Below are 16043 nucleotides of genomic sequence, written 5' to 3' on the forward strand. Positions count from 1 at the left end.
CGGGCGTCGGTAGGGTTGTGTGCCGGCACCCCCGTCGGGGGTGCCGGCCCTCAGCCGTTCGCGAGGTCCGTCTCAGTGGTCGGAGCTGACCGGGACGTTGAGCCGGTCGTTGTTGTGGCGGACGCCCTCGGTGATGGCCACGGTGCGGGCCAGGTCGGTGAGCTTCTTCTCCAGCGAGCGGAAGCGCAGGTAGGTGTTGAGGGTCAGGAAGCCCATGGCGATGACCATCAGGTAGAGCACCAGGTCGGTGCCGCGGCCGACGCCCAGCGCGGTGGCCAGCTTGGTCACGCCGGTCGGCCAGAGGATCGCGACGACGTTGACGATCACGAAGAGCGTGAAGGCGATGCGCTTCCACGCCCGGGTGTTCGCCTTGTCCCAGCGCCAGACGAACACGAGCGCCATGACGACGGCCGCCACGACGAGGATGAGCTGGATCCAGAGGTGGTTCATCGGCCGTTACGCTCCCGCAGCGAGATGTCGAAGAGGATGTTCACGCCGTTGATCAGGGACTGGCCCTTGGCGCGCGAGTAGTCGGTGTAGAGGATGTCGACCGGGAGTTCGGCGACCCGCAGGTCCGAGCCGGCGAGGAAGGAGACGATCTCCGAGGCGTGCGCCATGCCGTTCATGGTGATCTTGATCCGGCTGGCGGCCTCGCGGTTCATCACCCGCAGACCGTTGTGCGCGTCGGTGAGCTTGAGCTTGCGGGCGGTCGGGCTGACCGCGGCGGCGGTGCGCAGCACCACCCGCTTGATCCACGGCACCTGGCCGGTCTGCTCGATGAAGCGGGAGCCGAGCACGATGTCGGCCTCGCCCTCGCGGAGCAGCGCCACCATCTTCTCGACGTCGGCCGTCTGGTGCTGGCCGTCCGCGTCGAAGGTCGCGAAGTACTCGGCGCCCTCCTGCGACAGCGCGTACTTCAGACCGGTCTGGAGCGCCGCACCCTGCCCCAGGTTGACCGGGTGCCGCACCAGGTGGGCGCCGGTCGTCATGACGTGCTGGGCCGTGTCGTCGGTGCAGCCGTCGTCGATCACCACGATGTTCGGGAAGGTCTTGCGAGCCCCCTCCACGACCTCGGCGATCACCTGGCCTTCGTTGTAGGCCGGGATCACCAGCCAGACGTTGTCATACTCGGACACAGGTGCTCCATGCTTGGCGAACGGCACGGCAGCCCGTGCCTCGGGTCTGTCTATCGGTGATGGATCGCATCGGGCCCCCGTACCTCAGGAGGTCCGCAGCGGCTCTGCTGCGGTCCGGTCGGCCGGGTCGGCGACGGGGCGGGAGGGGAACGCGCGGTACAGCGACCACAGCATCAGTACGGCACTGACCAGCGAGCCGGCCAGGTACGCGAGCTCCGCGCGGAGGCCGACGGCACCCGGAGCGAGCGCGACAGCCACCAATGCTACGGAACCGGCCGTCCAGCCCACCAATTGGCGGCGGTGCTGCGCGCTCGACATCAGGGCCTGGCCGAAGACCGTCGCGAGGACGTAGCAGAGCGTCCCGAACACCAGCCAGGTGAAGTCCAGCGGGCCGAGCACGTCCTTGGCGTTGAAGAGCAGCGGGTTGAGCTTGGAGCCGAGCACGATCACCGGCAGGCCGCCGCCGATGCACATCGCGGCGACGATCGCGGTGGTGCGGGTCAGCACCTTGCGGAACTCGGCGTGGTCGCCGGCCGCGGCGGCGCCGGAAAGCGCGGAGACCATCGAGGCCTGCAGGGCGCTGTAGGCGAACAGCGGCGCCCGGGCCATCACCACGGCCTGGCCGACCGCGAAGACCAGCGCGTCGGAGGCCTCGGAGTGCTTCGGCGAGAGCAGGCGCACGCAGACCACGGTCGCGTTGACCACCAGCTGGCTGAGCATCACCGAGGCGATCAGCAGGCCGAGGCCGCTGGTCAGCTGCTTCCAGGACACCTCCGGGCCCGGGGTGCGGTCGGCGAGGGTGTCGCGCAGGCCGATCAGCGAGGCGACCAGCGGGGAGACGAAGAGGATCAGGCCGAAGGCCATCGCCGAGTGCAGGCCGACCGCCGCGGCCAGCGCGGCCAGCCCGATCCGCAGCCCGCCGTCGACCGCCAGCTGGGTGCCGTACGGACCGAACAGCCCGAGGCCGGCCAGCGCGCCGCGGGCGACCGAGCTCACCGCGAGGCCGGCCAGGCCGCCGGCCAGCGCGACCACCAGGGTCCGGTCGCCGCTGAACAGCTGGTCGGCGATCGGGCGGGCGGCGACCGCCAGCACCGCGCACACCGCGACCAGGATCGCCATCGCGAGCAGCAGCATCCGGCGCACCGCGGGCAGGGATCCGTGCCCGGCCACCTTCCGGGCGGCCACCAGCCGGGTCAGCTCCAGCTCGACCGGCTGGAAGAGTCCCCACCCCACGGACATCACGATGGTCCAGAGCATCGTCACCCTGGCCGCGCCCACAGTGCTCAGGCTGTAGCCCACGAGCGCCATGTAGACGTACGCCGAGGCTCCGAGCACGACCGTGCCACCGACCACGAGCCGCGCCCCCGGGGGGAGCACCCCCAGCAGCCTGGCGATCGGGTTCTTCATCACATGACCACCGAATTCACCGGCCGGCCTTGCCACACGTTTCCGCACGAGGCCGGCCAGGCCGTGCGATTGCTGTGAATAGTAGCGGGTGGCCGTGAACGCTCGGTGCGCACGGACCCCTTCCCCGACGACGACTCAGACGCCGGGGAAGGTACGGCCCCACGGCTGGGTCCAGAGCAGGCCCGGATCGCTCTGCACCTTGACCGCCAGGCCCTGCTTGGCCAGGTCCCGCTTGATCCGGTCGCCCACGGACTGGTCGGCGGTCAGGATGGTCACCGGCGGGTGCGGCGCGGGGAGCTGCTCGATCGCTCCCTTCAGCCGGCCGAAGGACCGCTGGTAGTCCTCCTCCTTCACCTGCGGCCCGCCGATGTCCACCCAGTGGATGTCGTACAGCGCCTTCATGTCGCCGCCGCGCCGGTTCAGCAGCGAGGCGAGCCAGGTGGCCTTCAGGTTCTTGTAGTCGTCGTTGGAGACGAGGGCGATCACCGGGCCGCCGGTGCCGCGCAGCGGGGCCAGCGCCTCGATGCCCTTGGGGCCCATGTCGCTCTCGTACTCGCCGCGGCCCCAGGCCACCAGCGGGTTGCCGGACCAGGCGGACGGGTTGTCCTTGGTGGCCAGGAAGCCCCACTGCACGTTGGCGAAGAGGCTCAGCGCGGCGGCGACGGCCAGCCCGGAGAGCACCAGCTCGTTCAGGCGCCGGGTCAGCGTGCGGCCGCTCCCCCGGGACGCCGTCCGCAGGAAGGTCCCGACGGCGCCGAGCGAGATCAGGGCGACCACGACGCCCACGGCCGTCATCTTGTGGAAGTAGTACGAGTACCGCCCGATGCTGTGCAGCTGGTACGCGGCGAAGGCGGTGAGCAGGCCGCCGGTGCCGAGCAGCACCGCGAGGTGGGCCTGGCCGGTGGCGGTCCGGCGGTTGCGCGGCATGGCCGCCGCCAGCAGGCCGAGCAGCCCGCCGCCGATCAGGACCGAGCGGTCCGCGGCGACGCTCGGGCCGCTCATGTTCGAGGCGTCGGCGACGTTCAGGTTGCCGAACACCGACAGGACGCTCGGCAGCGCGGCCACGCCCAGCGCGCACGCCAGCGCGCCGAGCGTCCACCACCAGTGCCCGGCGAACCGGCGCCGGTGCACCACCAGGGCGCCCAGCAGGGCCACGCCGACGAACGCGCCGTAGATGTTGTAGGTGTAGGTGACGGTGATCAGCCCGGCCGAGGCGGCCAGCACGAACTCGGTGCGTCCCATCGCCGGCCGGACGAGCACCGCCAGCGCGAGCGCGATCAGCAGCAGGCCGATGAAGGTCGAGTCGAAGCCGTGGACCAGGAGGTCCAGGTAGTTGCTGGCGAACATGATCGACGCGACGCTCGCGCACACCGCGGCGGCCTGCCAGCCGCGCAGCCGCGGCCCGCCGATCCAGCGGGCGGCCCAGACCAGGGCCGTGCAGAACAGCGCGTACGCGACCAGCAGGTACAGCAGGTACCGGTTCATGGTCTGGAGCATGTCGCCGGGGTTGGCGGCGGAGTGCACCAGCGTGTCGGTCCAGGCCAGCAGGAAGTGCGAGCCCTGCGGGTAGGTCACCTCGGACGGCGGGATCAGGTACGCCTTGGCCGCCCCCTGGTGGAGGAAGTTGAAGCCGCCGACGCCCTCGATGCCGGAGAAGAACGAGAAGTGCGAGAGCCGGTCCTCGGCCGTGGCCAGGTAGGCGACCCGCTCGGCCGCCGACGCCCCGGCGATCGGGTGGTACAGGTAGTGCCAGAACCCGCCGAAGGTGCCCACCACCAGCAGGTCGGACCAGCGGAAGCGCAGCGGCAGCCGGGGGGAGCGCCGGGCGGCCCAGGCGGCCGCCGTCAGCACGGTGAACATCAGGCCGCTGGTGGCGACCGGCGACAGGCCCCACGGCCAGAGCGAGAAGGCCAGACCGAAGGTCAGCACCGACCCGGCCAGGATCAGCCCGGCGACGAAGAGCCGGTCGAGCAGCACACCGCCGACCCGGATCACTGCGGCTATCGCGAGCAGCAGTAGCGGCAGCAGCACCACCCCGAGGTGCACCGCGACCAGCCCGGCCGGCACCAGCCAGGACAGGGCGACTCCGCCGGCCAGCACCAGCGGATTGCGCCGCGGCCGTCCGTCAGCGGGCGGGCCCGGCGGCCCCGGCGGCGCGGTCGGACTCTGGAGCCCGCTGTCGGGCGAGCTGTGTACGGTCGACACGGTGCCGTGCCCCTCCGGTCAAGTCCCTGCCGCCCGTCTCCCCTACCGGGTCCGGACTTCATCTACCGTCTGCGGGCAGGCTACGAGGGCCCAGCATACCGAGGGCGCCGCTACGCCGGTCGGCCCAGGGGCGGCCGGGCCGTCCGCGAACCGACCGGGGTGGCGGCCCGGGATCACGCGTCCGTGGCCCCGGACTCCCGGCCGCGGAAGACCCAGACCTTCAGCAGCACGAACCGCGCCACCGTGGCCAGGCCGTTGGCGACGACCAGCCCGCCCACCTCCACCGGCCGGGAGGCGTGCGGCACCACCCGGTCCAGCAGGGCGAGCGCCCCGGAGCTGAGGCCGAGCCCGATCAGGAAGGCCACCGCGCCCTGCAGCTGGTCGCGGACCATCCCCCGCGAGCCGACCACCCCGAAGGTGAAGCGGCGGTTGGCCGCCGTGTTGGCCACCGCGCTGACGGCCAGCGCGATCAGGTTCGCCGCCTGCGGGTCGGTGAACCAGCGGGCGAGGACGAACAGCCCGAGGTAGAAGACGGTGCTGAGGACGCCGATGACCAGGAAGGACGGCAGCTGGCGGCGGGTCCCCCGGGCGGGCCCGGCGGGCTCCTCGGTGAGCGTCACCGGCCCCGGCCCCGCTCGTCGTCCTCGGCCGAGTCGTAGCCGACGAAGTAGGTCGGGCGGTTCTGCACCGCGGAGTAGATCCGGCCGACGTACTCCCCCAGCAGTCCGACGCAGATCAGCTGCACGCCGCCGAGGAAGAGCATCCCGATGAACAGCGAGGACCAGCCGGGCACCGTCGAGCCGAGCGCGTACGAGACGGTGGCGTGGATCGCGAGCCCGATGCAGACCACGAAGCTGACCAGGCCGAGGTAGGTGGCCAGTCGCAGCGGGGCGGCGGAGAAGTTGGTGATGCTGTCCAGCGCGAGCCGCACCATCTTGGACAGCGGGTAGTGGGTGCCGCCGGCGACCCGCTCCTCGCGGACGTACACCACCTCGCCGCTGGGGAAGCCGAGCCAGGGCACCAGCAGTCGGTACACCGGCTGGTGCTCGGGCAGCTGTTTGAGGGCGTCCACGGCGGCGCGGCTGAGCAGCCGGAAGTCACCGGCCTGGTTGGGCATCCGCTTGCCGACCAGCCGGCGCATCAGCCAGTAGTAGGCGCCGGCGGTGCGCCGCTTGAAGGCGGTGTCGGTGCCGCGGTCGCCGCGTACGCCGTAGACCACGTCGAGGCTCTGCTCGCGGGCCAGGGCGAGCATCTCCGGGATCTTCTCCGGCGGGTCCTGGAGGTCGGCGTCGATGCTCACCACGTAGTCGCCGACCGCGCGGTGGATTCCGGCGGTGAGCGCGGCCTGGTGCCCGGAGTTGCGGGCGAAGCGGACGATGCGGAACTCCGGCCAGTCCTGCCGGATCTTCTGCATGAGCACGGGTGTGGCGTCCCGGCTGCCGTCGTCGACGCCGACGACCTCGTAGTCGACTCCCAGCCCGTCCAGGATCGGACGCAGCCGCTCGACCGTCAGCGGGAGCGCCTCCTGCTCGTTGTAGATCGGCATCACGACCGACAACAGCGGTGCCGTAGACATGCGTTGGTCCCACTTTCCGCGACGGCGGGGCTGGCTGGTGAGCCGACCATAACAGCCGGCGATGAGCCGCCCGTGAGAGAAGGGCGCCCAGGTGAGCGCCGGGTGAGACGCCGAAGGGCCCCACGCACCGCGAGGGTGCGTGGGGCCCTTCGGACAAGCCTGACGGGGCAGGCAGGTCAGAACATCAATTACTTGATGATCTTGGTGACCTGGCCGGCGCCGACGGTGCGGCCACCCTCACGGATGGCGAACTTCAGGCCCTCCTCCATGGCGATCGGCTGGATCAGCGCGACCGTCATGCCGGTGTTGTCGCCCGGCATGACCATCTCGGTGCCCTCGGGGAGGGTCACGACGCCGGTCACGTCCGTGGTACGGAAGTAGAACTGCGGGCGGTAGTTGTTGAAGAACGGGGTGTGGCGGCCACCCTCGTCCTTCGACAGGATGTAGGCCTGGGCCTCGAAGTCGGTGTGCGGGGTGACCGAACCCGGCTTGATGATGACCTGGCCGCGCTCGACGTCCTCGCGCTTGATGCCACGGAGCAGCAGACCGACGTTCTCACCGGCCTGGCCCTCGTCGAGCAGCTTGCGGAACATCTCGATGCCGGTGACCGTGGTGGTGGTCTTGGTCTCCTTGATGCCGATGATGTCGACAGTCTCGTTGACCTTGAGGATGCCACGCTCGATGCGACCGGTGACGACGGTGCCACGACCGGTGATCGTGAAGACGTCCTCGATCGGCATCAGGAACGGCTGGTCCACGGCGCGGGCCGGGGTCGGGATGGCCTCGTCGACCGCGTGCATCAGGCCGAGGAGCTTCTCGCCCCACTCCTTGTCGCCCTCCAGCGCCTTCAGCGCGGAGACGCGGACGACCGGCAGGTCGTCGCCCGGGAACTCGTACTCGGAGAGGAGCTCACGGACCTCGAGCTCGACGAGCTCCAGGATCTCCTCGTCGTCCACCATGTCGGCCTTGTTCAGGGCGACGACGATGTAGGGGACGCCGACCTGGCGGGCCAGGAGGACGTGCTCCTTGGTCTGCGGCATCGGGCCGTCGGTGGCGGCGACGACGAGGATCGCACCGTCCATCTGGGCCGCACCGGTGATCATGTTCTTGATGTAGTCAGCGTGACCCGGGCAGTCGACGTGGGCGTAGTGACGCGCCTCGGTCTGGTACTCGACGTGCGCGATCGAGATGGTGATACCGCGCTGACGCTCCTCCGGGGCCTTGTCGATCTGGTCGAACGGCGTGAAGGGGTTGATCTCCGGGTACGCGTCGTGCAGCACCTTGGTGATGGCCGCGGTCAGCGTGGTCTTGCCGTGGTCGATGTGACCGATGGTGCCGATGTTGACGTGGGGCTTCGTCCGCTCGAACTTCGCCTTGGCCACTGAGTCCTCCTGAGGACAGTTCCTGTACGCCGTGCTGACGTCAGTTGGTCTTTGGTTACGGGCCCGGTACGGGTGCCCGAGGCACTTCGCACCCTCCCGTGGGTGGGGGGCCGGAGGGCCCGGGAGGATCCGGACGGATCCTCCCGAGTCGCCTCCTAACAGCCTAAGGGGTGTGAATCATCCCGAATATCGGGACGTCACTCGCCCTTGGACTTGGCGATGATCTCCTCAGCCACGGCCTTGGGGACCTCGGCGTACGAGTCGAACTGCATCGAGTAGCTCGCGCGACCAGAGGTCTTGCTGCGCAGGTCACCGACGTAGCCGAACATCTCGGAGAGGGGCACCAGCGCCGTGACGACGCGGGCACCGTGACGCTCGTCCATGGACCGGATCTGGCCACGGCGAGAGTTGATGTCGCCGATCACGTCGCCCATGTAGTCCTCGGGCGTGGTGACCTCGACGGCCATCATCGGCTCGAGGAGGACCGGCTTGGCCTTCCGCGCGCCTTCCTTGAAGGCCATCGAACCGGCGATCTTGAACGCGAGCTCGGACGAGTCGACGTCGTGCGACTGGCCGTCCAGCAGGCTCACGCGAACGCCCTGGAGCGGGTAGCCGGCGAGGACACCGAACTCCATGGCCTCCTGGCAACCGGCGTCGACCGACGGGATGTACTCGCGCGGGACGCGGCCACCGGTGACCTTGTTGACGAACTCGTAGCCCTCGGCCTGCTCGAGCGGCTCAATCGCGATCTGCACCTTGGCGAACTGACCGGAACCACCGGTCTGCTTCTTGTGGGTGTAGTCGATGCGCTCGACGGCCTGACGGATCGTCTCGCGGTACGCGACCTGCGGCTTGCCGACGTTGGCCTCGACCTTGAACTCACGCTTCATACGGTCGACCAGCACCTCGAGGTGCAGCTCGCCCATACCCGCGATGATGGTCTGGCCGGTCTCCTCGTCCGTGTTGACCTGGAAGGACGGGTCCTCCTCGGCGAGACGCTGGATGGCGACACCCAGCTTCTCCTGGTCACCCTTGGACTTGGGCTCGATCGCGACGCGGATGACCGGGGCCGGGAAGTCCATGGACTCCAGGATGACCGGGTTCTTCTCGTCGGACAGCGTCTCACCGGTGGTGGTCTGCTTCAGGCCCATGACGGCGACGATGTCGCCGGCGCCCACCGACTCGATCTCCTCACGCTTGTTCGCGTGCATGCGGTAGATCTTGCCGATGCGCTCCTTCTTGCCCTTGACGGCGTTCAGCACCGAGGTGCCGGACTCCAGGCGGCCGGAGTAGATCCGGACGAAGGTGAGCTTGCCCAGGTGCGGGTCGGACATGATCTTGAACGCCAGCGCGGCCAGCGGCTCGTCGTCCGAAGCCTTGCGGGAGATCTTGGTCTCCGGGTCGTTCGGCTTCGTGCCCTCGACGGACTCGATGTCCAGCGGCGACGGCAGGTACTTGACGACCGCGTCGAGCAGGGGCTGAACGCCCTTGTTCTTGAAGGCGGTACCGCAGAAGATCGGGGTGAAGTCCGAGTTCAGGGTGCCCTTGCGGATCGCGTCCTGCAGCAGCTCGACCGGGATCTCCTCGCCCTCCAGGGCGAGCTCCATGATCTCGTCGCTGACGTTCGAGACGGTGTCGATCAGCGTCTCGCGGTACTCGGCCGCCTGGTCCTGGAGGTCGGCCGGGATGTCGACGATGTCGTACATCTCGCCCTTGGCGGCCTCGGCGGACCAGACCAGCGCCTTCATGCGGACAAGGTCGACAACGCCCTTGAAGTCCGCCTCGGCACCGATCGGCAGCTGCATCACCAGCGGGGTGGCGCCGAGGCGCTCCACGATGGTGTCGACGCAGAAGAAGAAGTTCGCGCCCGTGCGGTCCAGCTTGTTGATGAAGCAGATGCGCGGGACGCCGTAGCGGTCAGCCTGCCGCCACACGGTCTCGGACTGGGGCTCGACACCGGCGACACCGTCGAACACCGTCACGGCGCCGTCGAGGACGCGCAGCGAGCGCTCAACCTCGACGGTGAAGTCGACGTGACCCGGGGTGTCGATGATGTTGATGGTGTTGTCGACGTCGTCGACCGTCCAGTGACAGGTCGTCGCGGCCGACGTGATCGTGATGCCGCGCTCCTGCTCCTGCTCCATCCAGTCCATGGTGGCAGCGCCATCGTGGACCTCACCGATCTTGTACGACACACCGGTGTAGAACAGGATCCGCTCGGTGGTGGTGGTCTTGCCCGCGTCGATGTGCGCCATGATCCCGATGTTGCGGACCCTGGCGAGGTCAAGGGAGGTTGCAGCCATTGTGGCTCGTTCTCTCTCTGTCTAGTGACGGGGTACGGACTACCAGCGGTAGTGCGCGAAGGCCTTGTTGGACTCGGCCATCTTGTGGGTGTCCTCGCGACGCTTCACGGAAGCGCCCAGGCCGTTGCTGGCGTCGAGGATCTCGTTCATCAGGCGCTCGGTCATGGTCTTCTCGCGACGGGCGCGGGAGTAACCGACCATCCAGCGCAGCGCCAGGGTGCTGGCGCGGCCCGGACGGACCTCGACCGGAACCTGGTAGGTCGCGCCACCGACACGGCGGGACTTGACCTCGAGGGCCGGCTTGACGTTCTCCAGCGCACGCTTCAGCGTGACGACCGGGTCCGAGCCGGTCTTCTCACGGACGCCCTCGAGGGCGCCGTAGACGATCCGCTCGGCGGTGGAGCGCTTGCCGTGCAGCAGGATCTTGTTGACCAGCTGGGTGACGACCGGGGAGCCGTAGACCGGGTCGATGATGACCGGGCGCTTCGGGGCGGGGCCCTTACGAGGCATTCTTACTTCTCCTTCTTGGCGCCGTAGCGGCTGCGAGCCTGCTTGCGGTTCTTGACACCCTGGGTGTCGAGCGAACCGCGGATGATCTTGTAGCGGACACCAGGAAGGTCCTTCACACGACCACCGCGAACCAGCACGATGGAGTGCTCCTGCAGGTTGTGGCCCTCGCCCGGGATGTAAGCGGTGACCTCGATCCCGCTGGTGAGGCGCACACGGGCGACCTTGCGGAGAGCCGAGTTCGGCTTCTTCGGGGTGGTCGTGTACACACGCGTGCAGACCCCACGGCGCTGCGGGGAGCCCTTCAGCGCGGGAGTCTTGTTCTTCTCGACCTTGTCCTGCCGGCCCTTTCGGACCAGCTGCTGGATCGTAGGCACCGTTTCTCCGTTTTCTGTGTGCCAAGGCTTGGTGGAACTAACCTGCGGTGTTCCCTCGCACACGACCCCGTGGTCGACCCACGCGGTCGGGTGTGTTGGGCTTTTCCGTCACGGAATCCCATGGCTGCTGTACAGCGACGGCGCTCTACGCGCGGCGCGCTGGGAAGCGCTCCGGCTCGGCGCGGCGACCGGTGTGCATGCACGCACAAGGACCCGGGGACACCCCAGGCACAAGGTCAGAGCGTACCTAGCGCATGGGGCTCGGTCAAAACAAATGCAACGCCGCAGGTCGTGGCCTTCGGCCGGGTGTCGCCCCGGTGTCCCGTACGCGACCGGCCGGTGTCGGGCCGCCCTCCACCCGCTCTACCACAGTCGGCGGACGGCCGCCAGCGGGGGCGCGGGCCCTGGGACGTGTCTGACAGTTCCCGCCGGGCGCGCGACGCCGCGTGCTGATCCGACGCGAACTGTCAGACACGCCCTAAGCGAAGGCCAACAGGATCATCAGGAACCAGAAGGAGCTTCCCAGGTAGCCGAGCACCAGACCGAGGACGGCCGCCCAGTCCCCGTCCATGTTGCGGTCCCGGATCTGCGCGCGGGCGATGTGGCCGGTCACCACCGCGGGCACCGCGAGGACGAAGGTCAGGCTGCACACCAGGGAGACCACCGCCAGCACGCTGGTGGGGCGGGCCTGCGGCACCGGCGGCGGGACCAGGAAGGTCGCCGGGACCGGCTGCGCGGCCTGCAGCGGCGCCGGCATCGGCCCGGACGGCAGGTCGGCCACCAGGGCGGCCAGCTCGCCGTAGGTGACCGCCCGGGCCGCGGCCTCGTGGCGCTGCCCGTACTCCTCGGCGGACAGCCGGCCCTCGGCGAACCCGGCCTTCAGCACGTCCACCGTCCGGTCCCGGTCCGCGTGGCTCGCCCGCATCGCCGCCTGCGGGGGCGGCGCGGGCTGCCAGCCGCCGACAGCCGGCCCGCGGCCGTACCGATCGGCGGGACCGTGCTGGCCCCACGGTTGAACGGACATCCGCCACCTCCCGGCCCCGCGGCACCCCCGCGCTCACTGCTCCTCATAGTGCAGGACGAACAAGGGAACTGAGTAGTTGCCGAACCGGACCGGCGGCTCCCGAAAGCCGGCCGCCGGGCGGCGCGCCTCACTCGTTCGGCGGACAGCCTCAGAGGATGCTCAAAGCGGGCGACAGCCCGTACGGGCGGTGCCACGCTGGGCTCCCCAGCCATCGCCCGACCATCCTCACGTCCATCCGTGCGTCCACCCACCACCACAGACAGAAGGCCGCCATGGCGTCAGCGTCGCCCTCCGAATCGACCCCCGTCGGCCCCGGCGGACCGGACACCCCGTCCGCCGTCAGCATCCGAGGACTGTGGAAGCGCTTCGGTGACCAGGCCGCCGTGGCCGGACTCAGCCTGGAGCTGCCCACCGGGGCGTTCTTCGGCCTGGTCGGGCCGAACGGCGCGGGCAAGACCACCACGCTGTCCATGGTCACCGGACTGCTCCGGCCCGACCAGGGCACCGTGCTGGTGCACGGCACCGACGTGTGGGCCGACCCGGTCACGGTCAAGGCCCGGATCGGCATCCTGCCCGAGGGCCTGCGGATGTTCGAGCGGCTCAGCGGGCGCGAGCTGCTCCAGTACACCGGCCGGCTGCGCGGCCTGCCCGCCGCCGAGGTGGACCGCCGCGCCGAGGAGCTGCTGGCCGTCCTGGACCTCGGCCGGGACGCCGACAAGCTGGTCGCCGACTACTCCACCGGCATGCGCAAGAAGATCGGCCTGGCCGCCGCGCTGCTGCACAACCCCGACGTGCTGTTCCTGGACGAGCCCTTCGAGGGCGTCGACCCGGTCTCCGCCCAGACCATCCGCGGCGTGCTCAAGCGGTACGCGGCGGCCGGCTCCACCGTGGTCTTCTCCAGCCACGTGATGGAACTGGTCGAGCAGCTCTGCGACTGGGTGGCCGTGGTCAACGCGGGCCGGGTGATCGCCCAGGGCCCGCTGGACTCCGTCCGCGGCGCGCGCAGCCTGCACGAGGCCTTCCTGGAGCTGGTCGGCGTCCGCGAGGACGACGGCCAGTCCCTCGGCTGGCTCGGCGGCGGACACTCCGGCGGCGCCCGGTGAACGAGCGAGCTGGGGGCATGAGCGCCGCCGCGATGGTGCCCGACGGGCGGACGGTGGTCCGCGGCCTGGTGTCCCTCAAGCTGCGGCTGCTGCGCAACGGGCTGCGGCGCAGCCCCGGCCGGACCGCCGTGTACGTCATCGGAGGCGTCCTCGGCCTGGTCGTGGCCGGCGGCATGGCCTTCGGCATGGCGATGCTGAACGGGCGCTACGCCGGCTCCGGGGACACCGGGGTGATGCTGCTCGGCGTGCTCACCCTGGGCTGGGCCGCGCTGCCGCTGTTCCTGTTCTCCAGCGACGAGAGCGCCGACCCGACCAGGCTCACCATGCTGCCGCTGCGGCCCGGCCCGCTGCTGCGCGGCTCGCTGCTGGCCGCGCTGATCGGGCCCGGTCCGCTGATCAGCCTGGTGCTGGTGACCGGCGCCGTGCTGTCCGGCGCGGCCGGGGTCGGCGCGGCCGCCACCGCGGTGGTCGCCGTGCCGCTCGCGCTGCTCTGCCTGGTCACGCTGTCCCGGGCGGTCGCGGCCGGGAACGCCCGGATGCTCTCCAGCCGACGCGGCAAGGACTTCGCGATCTTCGGCGGACTGGCCTTCGCGCTGCTCGTCCAGGCCGCCAACATCGGCTCGCAGAGCATCTTCGGCCGCCGGCACGGCCAGGACCTCGACCTCAGCCCGCTCAAGCCGATCGCCGCGGTGCTGCGCTGGATCCCGCCGGTCAGCGCGGCGGACGCCCCCCGCAGCGTCGGCGAGGGCGAGTACGCGGTGGCACTGCTCCAGCTGGCCGCGGCCGCCGCGCTGCTGGTCCTGCTGCTGCGCTGGTGGCGCGGCAGCCTGCAGCAGCTGATGGTGACCGCCGACTCCTCCACCCTGGAGGTGGCCCGCGGGGTGGAGAACGGCCGCGGCTGGCGCTTCCTGCCGGAGGGCCGCACCGGCGCGGTGATGCAGCGCCACCTGCGGTACGCCTGGCGCGAGCCGCGGGCCAAGGCAGCGCTGTTCACCAGTGTCGGGATGACCCTGGTGATCTGCGTGCTGTCGATGGTCCAGGGCTGGTCCAGCGTCTACCTGCTGGCGATGACCGGGACGTTCCTCGGGCTGCAGATGCTCAACCTGTTCGGCATGGACGGCTCGGCGTTCTGGATGGTCGCCGCCACCCTGCGCACCCCGGCCGACGCCCGGGACGAGCTGCGCGGCCGGGCGTACGCGGTGCTGTCGTACGCCGTCCCGGTCGCGCTGGTGCTCGGGCTGGTGCTGGCCGCCGCCACCGGCGAGTGGGCCGAGCTGCCGTCCGCGGTCGGCCTGGCGGTGGCGGTGCTCGGCTGCGGCATCGCGCTCGGCTCGGTGTTCAGCGTGCTGGCGCCGTACACCATGCCGGCCGACAGCAACCCGATGCGCAACGCCGCCCCCGGGCAGGGCGGGCTGATCCTGCTCAACCAGTTCGGCTCGATGCTCGGTGTCGCGGTGCTCGCCCTGCCGGTCGGCGGCTACCTGCTGTGGGCGCTCGACTCGGACGGGCCGACCTGGCCGCTGCTGCTGCTGGGCCCGCTCTACGGCGCCCTGGTCGCCACCCTCGGCATCCGGCTGGCGGCCGCCAAGCTGCTGGACCGTGTGCCGGAGATCATGGCCAAGGCCATCGAGCGGTAGGACCGCCTCGCCCGCCCCTCCGGCATCATGGGCCGGAGGGGCGGGACCGTCGAGGAGAGCAGGGACACCGTGGGCAAGCGCGCGCAGCAGGGCGACGGGAACGCCGGGCCGCTGCTGGAGCAGGCGGTGCGCTCGGTGCTCACCGCCCCCGACGACGCACTGGACCTCGCCCTGGACACCGGGGCCTCGCTGCTGGCCGCCTCGGCCGGGCAGTGGCCGGCCGTCAGCCGGGCGCTGCTCGGGTACGCGGACACCGCGGTGGGCCGCTGCTGGTCCGCCGGGTGGCGCCCGGCGGACCTGGTGCGGGTGGTGCGGCGCGGGCTGACCCCCGTCCACCTGGCGCTCGCGGTGGACCTGATCGCCGCCGAGGGCCGCCGCCACCCCGTCGCGGTCCTGGACCGGCGCTGGCAGGAGCAGCTGCGCGAGCTGGAGGCCGAGGTCTGGTGGCCGGCCGACGAGCAGTACCTCGGCGCCTTCGCCCACCGGCACCGGCTGGACCGCTTCGCGCTCGCCACCACCCTCCTGGAGCTGCTGCGCAGCTGGGGCCGACTGCCCCCGATCGCGCCGGTCGGCCCCGCGCCGGGGCAGTCCGGCCAGCCCGGTCCGGTGCGGCGCCCCACCGGACCGCGGCATCGCGGGGCATCGGCCGGCGAGCCGCGGATGCTGGCCCGGATCCGGGCCCTGCTGGCCAAGGCCGAGTCCACCGAGTTCCCGGAGGAGGCCGAGGCGCTGACCGCCAAGGCCCAGCAGCTGATGGCCCAGCACAGCATCGACGGGGCGCTGCTGGCCGCCGCCGCGGCCGACCGGGACACCCCGGCGGCGCTGCGGATCGGCGTGGACAACCCGTACGAGGGCCCCAAGACGATGCTGCTGGACGCGGTCGCGGTGGCCAACCGGTGCCGGGTGGTGTGGGCGAAGGAGTACGGCTTCTGCACCGTGATCGGCTTCGACGGGGACCTCGACGGCGTCGAGCTGCTCTACACCTCGCTGCTGGTCCAGGCCACCCACGCGCTCAACAAGGCCGGCTCCGGCAAGGACTCCCGCAGCAAGGCCTTCCGGCAGTCCTTCCTGGTCGCCTACGCGGCGCGGATCCGCGAGCGGCTGACCGCCGCCACCGAGCGGGCCACCAGCGCCGCCGCGGCCGGCCGGCACCTGCGCGAGGACGGCACCGAGGAGCAACTGCTGCCGGACGAGCGGCTGCTGCCCGCGCTGGCCGCCCGCTCGGCGGCGGTGGACGACGAGGTCGGCCGGCTGTTCCCGAAGCTGGTCTCGCAGCGGGTCCGGGTCAGCGACGGCGAGGGCTGGGCGGCCGGGCGGGCCGCGGCCGACCGCGCCGCGCTGCACGGGCGGGGCGAGATCCACAACTGACGCCGCGCCTGATAGAAA

Annotated in this window: 14 protein-coding genes; 3 read left to right on the plus strand and 11 right to left on the minus strand. The window is 70.8% G+C overall.

Features of this window, described 5'->3' with window-relative positions; all coding sequences use genetic code 11:
* Positions 1-72: 72 nt before the first annotated feature.
* From ACFWIS_RS17975 to ACFWIS_RS18025, 11 genes are all read right to left on the minus strand, one after another.
* A complete protein-coding gene (locus tag ACFWIS_RS17975; RefSeq protein ID WP_380459346.1) occupies positions 73-450 on the minus strand; it encodes a DUF2304 domain-containing protein in 378 nt (125 codons plus the stop codon).
* A complete protein-coding gene (locus ACFWIS_RS17980) occupies positions 447-1136 on the minus strand; it encodes a glycosyltransferase family 2 protein (RefSeq protein ID WP_380459348.1) in 690 nt (229 codons plus the stop codon). The genes ACFWIS_RS17975 and ACFWIS_RS17980 overlap by 4 nt, the downstream gene beginning before the upstream one ends.
* 84 nt (positions 1137-1220) lie before the next feature.
* Entirely contained in the window at positions 1221-2543 is a 1323-nt protein-coding gene (locus ACFWIS_RS17985) for a hypothetical protein (protein WP_380459351.1), read from the minus strand.
* A 135-nt stretch (positions 2544-2678) separates the two neighbouring features.
* Entirely contained in the window at positions 2679-4748 is a 2070-nt protein-coding gene (locus tag ACFWIS_RS17990) for a hypothetical protein (protein ID WP_380459354.1), read from the minus strand.
* Between the two features lie 173 nt (positions 4749-4921).
* A complete protein-coding gene (locus ACFWIS_RS17995; RefSeq protein WP_380459357.1) occupies positions 4922-5368 on the minus strand; it encodes a GtrA family protein in 447 nt (148 codons plus the stop codon).
* Positions 5365-6324, minus strand: coding sequence for a glycosyltransferase family 2 protein (locus tag ACFWIS_RS18000; RefSeq protein ID WP_380459359.1), 960 nt, complete (start codon positions 6322-6324; stop codon positions 5365-5367). Before ACFWIS_RS18000 ends, ACFWIS_RS17995 begins: the two co-directional genes overlap by 4 nt.
* A 188-nt stretch (positions 6325-6512) precedes the next feature.
* Positions 6513-7706: an elongation factor Tu gene (gene tuf, locus ACFWIS_RS18005; RefSeq protein ID WP_326846505.1), complete on the minus strand. Its 1194-nt coding sequence runs from the start codon at positions 7704-7706 to the stop codon at positions 6513-6515.
* Positions 7707-7903: 197 nt separating this feature from the next.
* Positions 7904-10009: an elongation factor G gene (fusA, locus tag ACFWIS_RS18010; protein WP_380459362.1), complete on the minus strand. Its 2106-nt coding sequence runs from the start codon at positions 10007-10009 to the stop codon at positions 7904-7906.
* A 39-nt stretch (positions 10010-10048) separates the two neighbouring features.
* Entirely contained in the window at positions 10049-10519 is a 471-nt protein-coding gene (gene rpsG, locus ACFWIS_RS18015) for a 30S ribosomal protein S7 (protein ID WP_030055803.1), read from the minus strand.
* 2 nt (positions 10520-10521) lie between these two features.
* Positions 10522-10893, minus strand: coding sequence for a 30S ribosomal protein S12 (gene rpsL / locus ACFWIS_RS18020; protein ID WP_014144289.1), 372 nt, complete (start codon positions 10891-10893; stop codon positions 10522-10524).
* 478 nt (positions 10894-11371) lie between these two features.
* Positions 11372-11917, minus strand: a complete 546-nt coding sequence (locus ACFWIS_RS18025) for a DUF1707 and DUF4190 domain-containing protein (protein ID WP_380459364.1) — start codon at positions 11915-11917, stop codon at positions 11372-11374.
* A 272-nt stretch (positions 11918-12189) separates the two neighbouring features.
* Here ACFWIS_RS18025 and ACFWIS_RS18030 point away from each other — a divergent pair, with 272 nt between their 5' ends.
* The 3 genes from ACFWIS_RS18030 to ACFWIS_RS18040 all read left to right on the plus strand — a co-directional run bounded on the left by ACFWIS_RS18030 (position 12190) and on the right by ACFWIS_RS18040 (position 16025).
* Positions 12190-13020, plus strand: a complete 831-nt coding sequence (locus ACFWIS_RS18030) for an ABC transporter ATP-binding protein (protein WP_380459366.1) — start codon at positions 12190-12192, stop codon at positions 13018-13020.
* Positions 13021-13037: 17 nt separating this feature from the next.
* Entirely contained in the window at positions 13038-14657 is a 1620-nt protein-coding gene (locus tag ACFWIS_RS18035; RefSeq protein ID WP_380459369.1) for a transporter, read from the plus strand.
* A gap of 69 nt (positions 14658-14726) precedes the next feature.
* Positions 14727-16025 (plus strand): DUF2786 domain-containing protein, encoded by a 1299-nt coding sequence (locus tag ACFWIS_RS18040; RefSeq protein ID WP_380459372.1) that lies wholly within the window; start codon positions 14727-14729, stop codon positions 16023-16025.
* The last annotated feature ends 18 nt before the right edge of the window (positions 16026-16043 follow it).

This window comes from Kitasatospora sp. NPDC127060, assembly GCF_042724935.1.
Lineage (GTDB): Bacteria > Actinomycetota > Actinomycetes > Streptomycetales > Streptomycetaceae > Kitasatospora.

Excerpts from the sequence above, each read along its gene's own strand:
- fusA (WP_380459362.1), bottom strand. The coding sequence starts at position 10,009 with ATGGCTGCAACCTCCCTTGACCTCGCCAGGGTCCGCAACATCGGGATC.
- ACFWIS_RS17975 (WP_380459346.1), bottom strand. The coding sequence starts at position 450 with ATGAACCACCTCTGGATCCAGCTCATCCTCGTCGTGGCGGCCGTCGTC.
- ACFWIS_RS18035 (WP_380459369.1), top strand. The coding sequence starts at position 13,038 with ATGAGCGCCGCCGCGATGGTGCCCGACGGGCGGACGGTGGTCCGCGGC.
- ACFWIS_RS17985 (WP_380459351.1), bottom strand. The coding sequence starts at position 2,543 with ATGAAGAACCCGATCGCCAGGCTGCTGGGGGTGCTCCCCCCGGGGGCG.
- ACFWIS_RS18030 (WP_380459366.1), top strand. The coding sequence starts at position 12,190 with ATGGCGTCAGCGTCGCCCTCCGAATCGACCCCCGTCGGCCCCGGCGGA.
- ACFWIS_RS18025 (WP_380459364.1), bottom strand. The coding sequence starts at position 11,917 with ATGTCCGTTCAACCGTGGGGCCAGCACGGTCCCGCCGATCGGTACGGC.
- ACFWIS_RS18000 (WP_380459359.1), bottom strand. The coding sequence starts at position 6,324 with ATGTCTACGGCACCGCTGTTGTCGGTCGTGATGCCGATCTACAACGAG.
- rpsG (WP_030055803.1), bottom strand. The coding sequence starts at position 10,519 with ATGCCTCGTAAGGGCCCCGCCCCGAAGCGCCCGGTCATCATCGACCCG.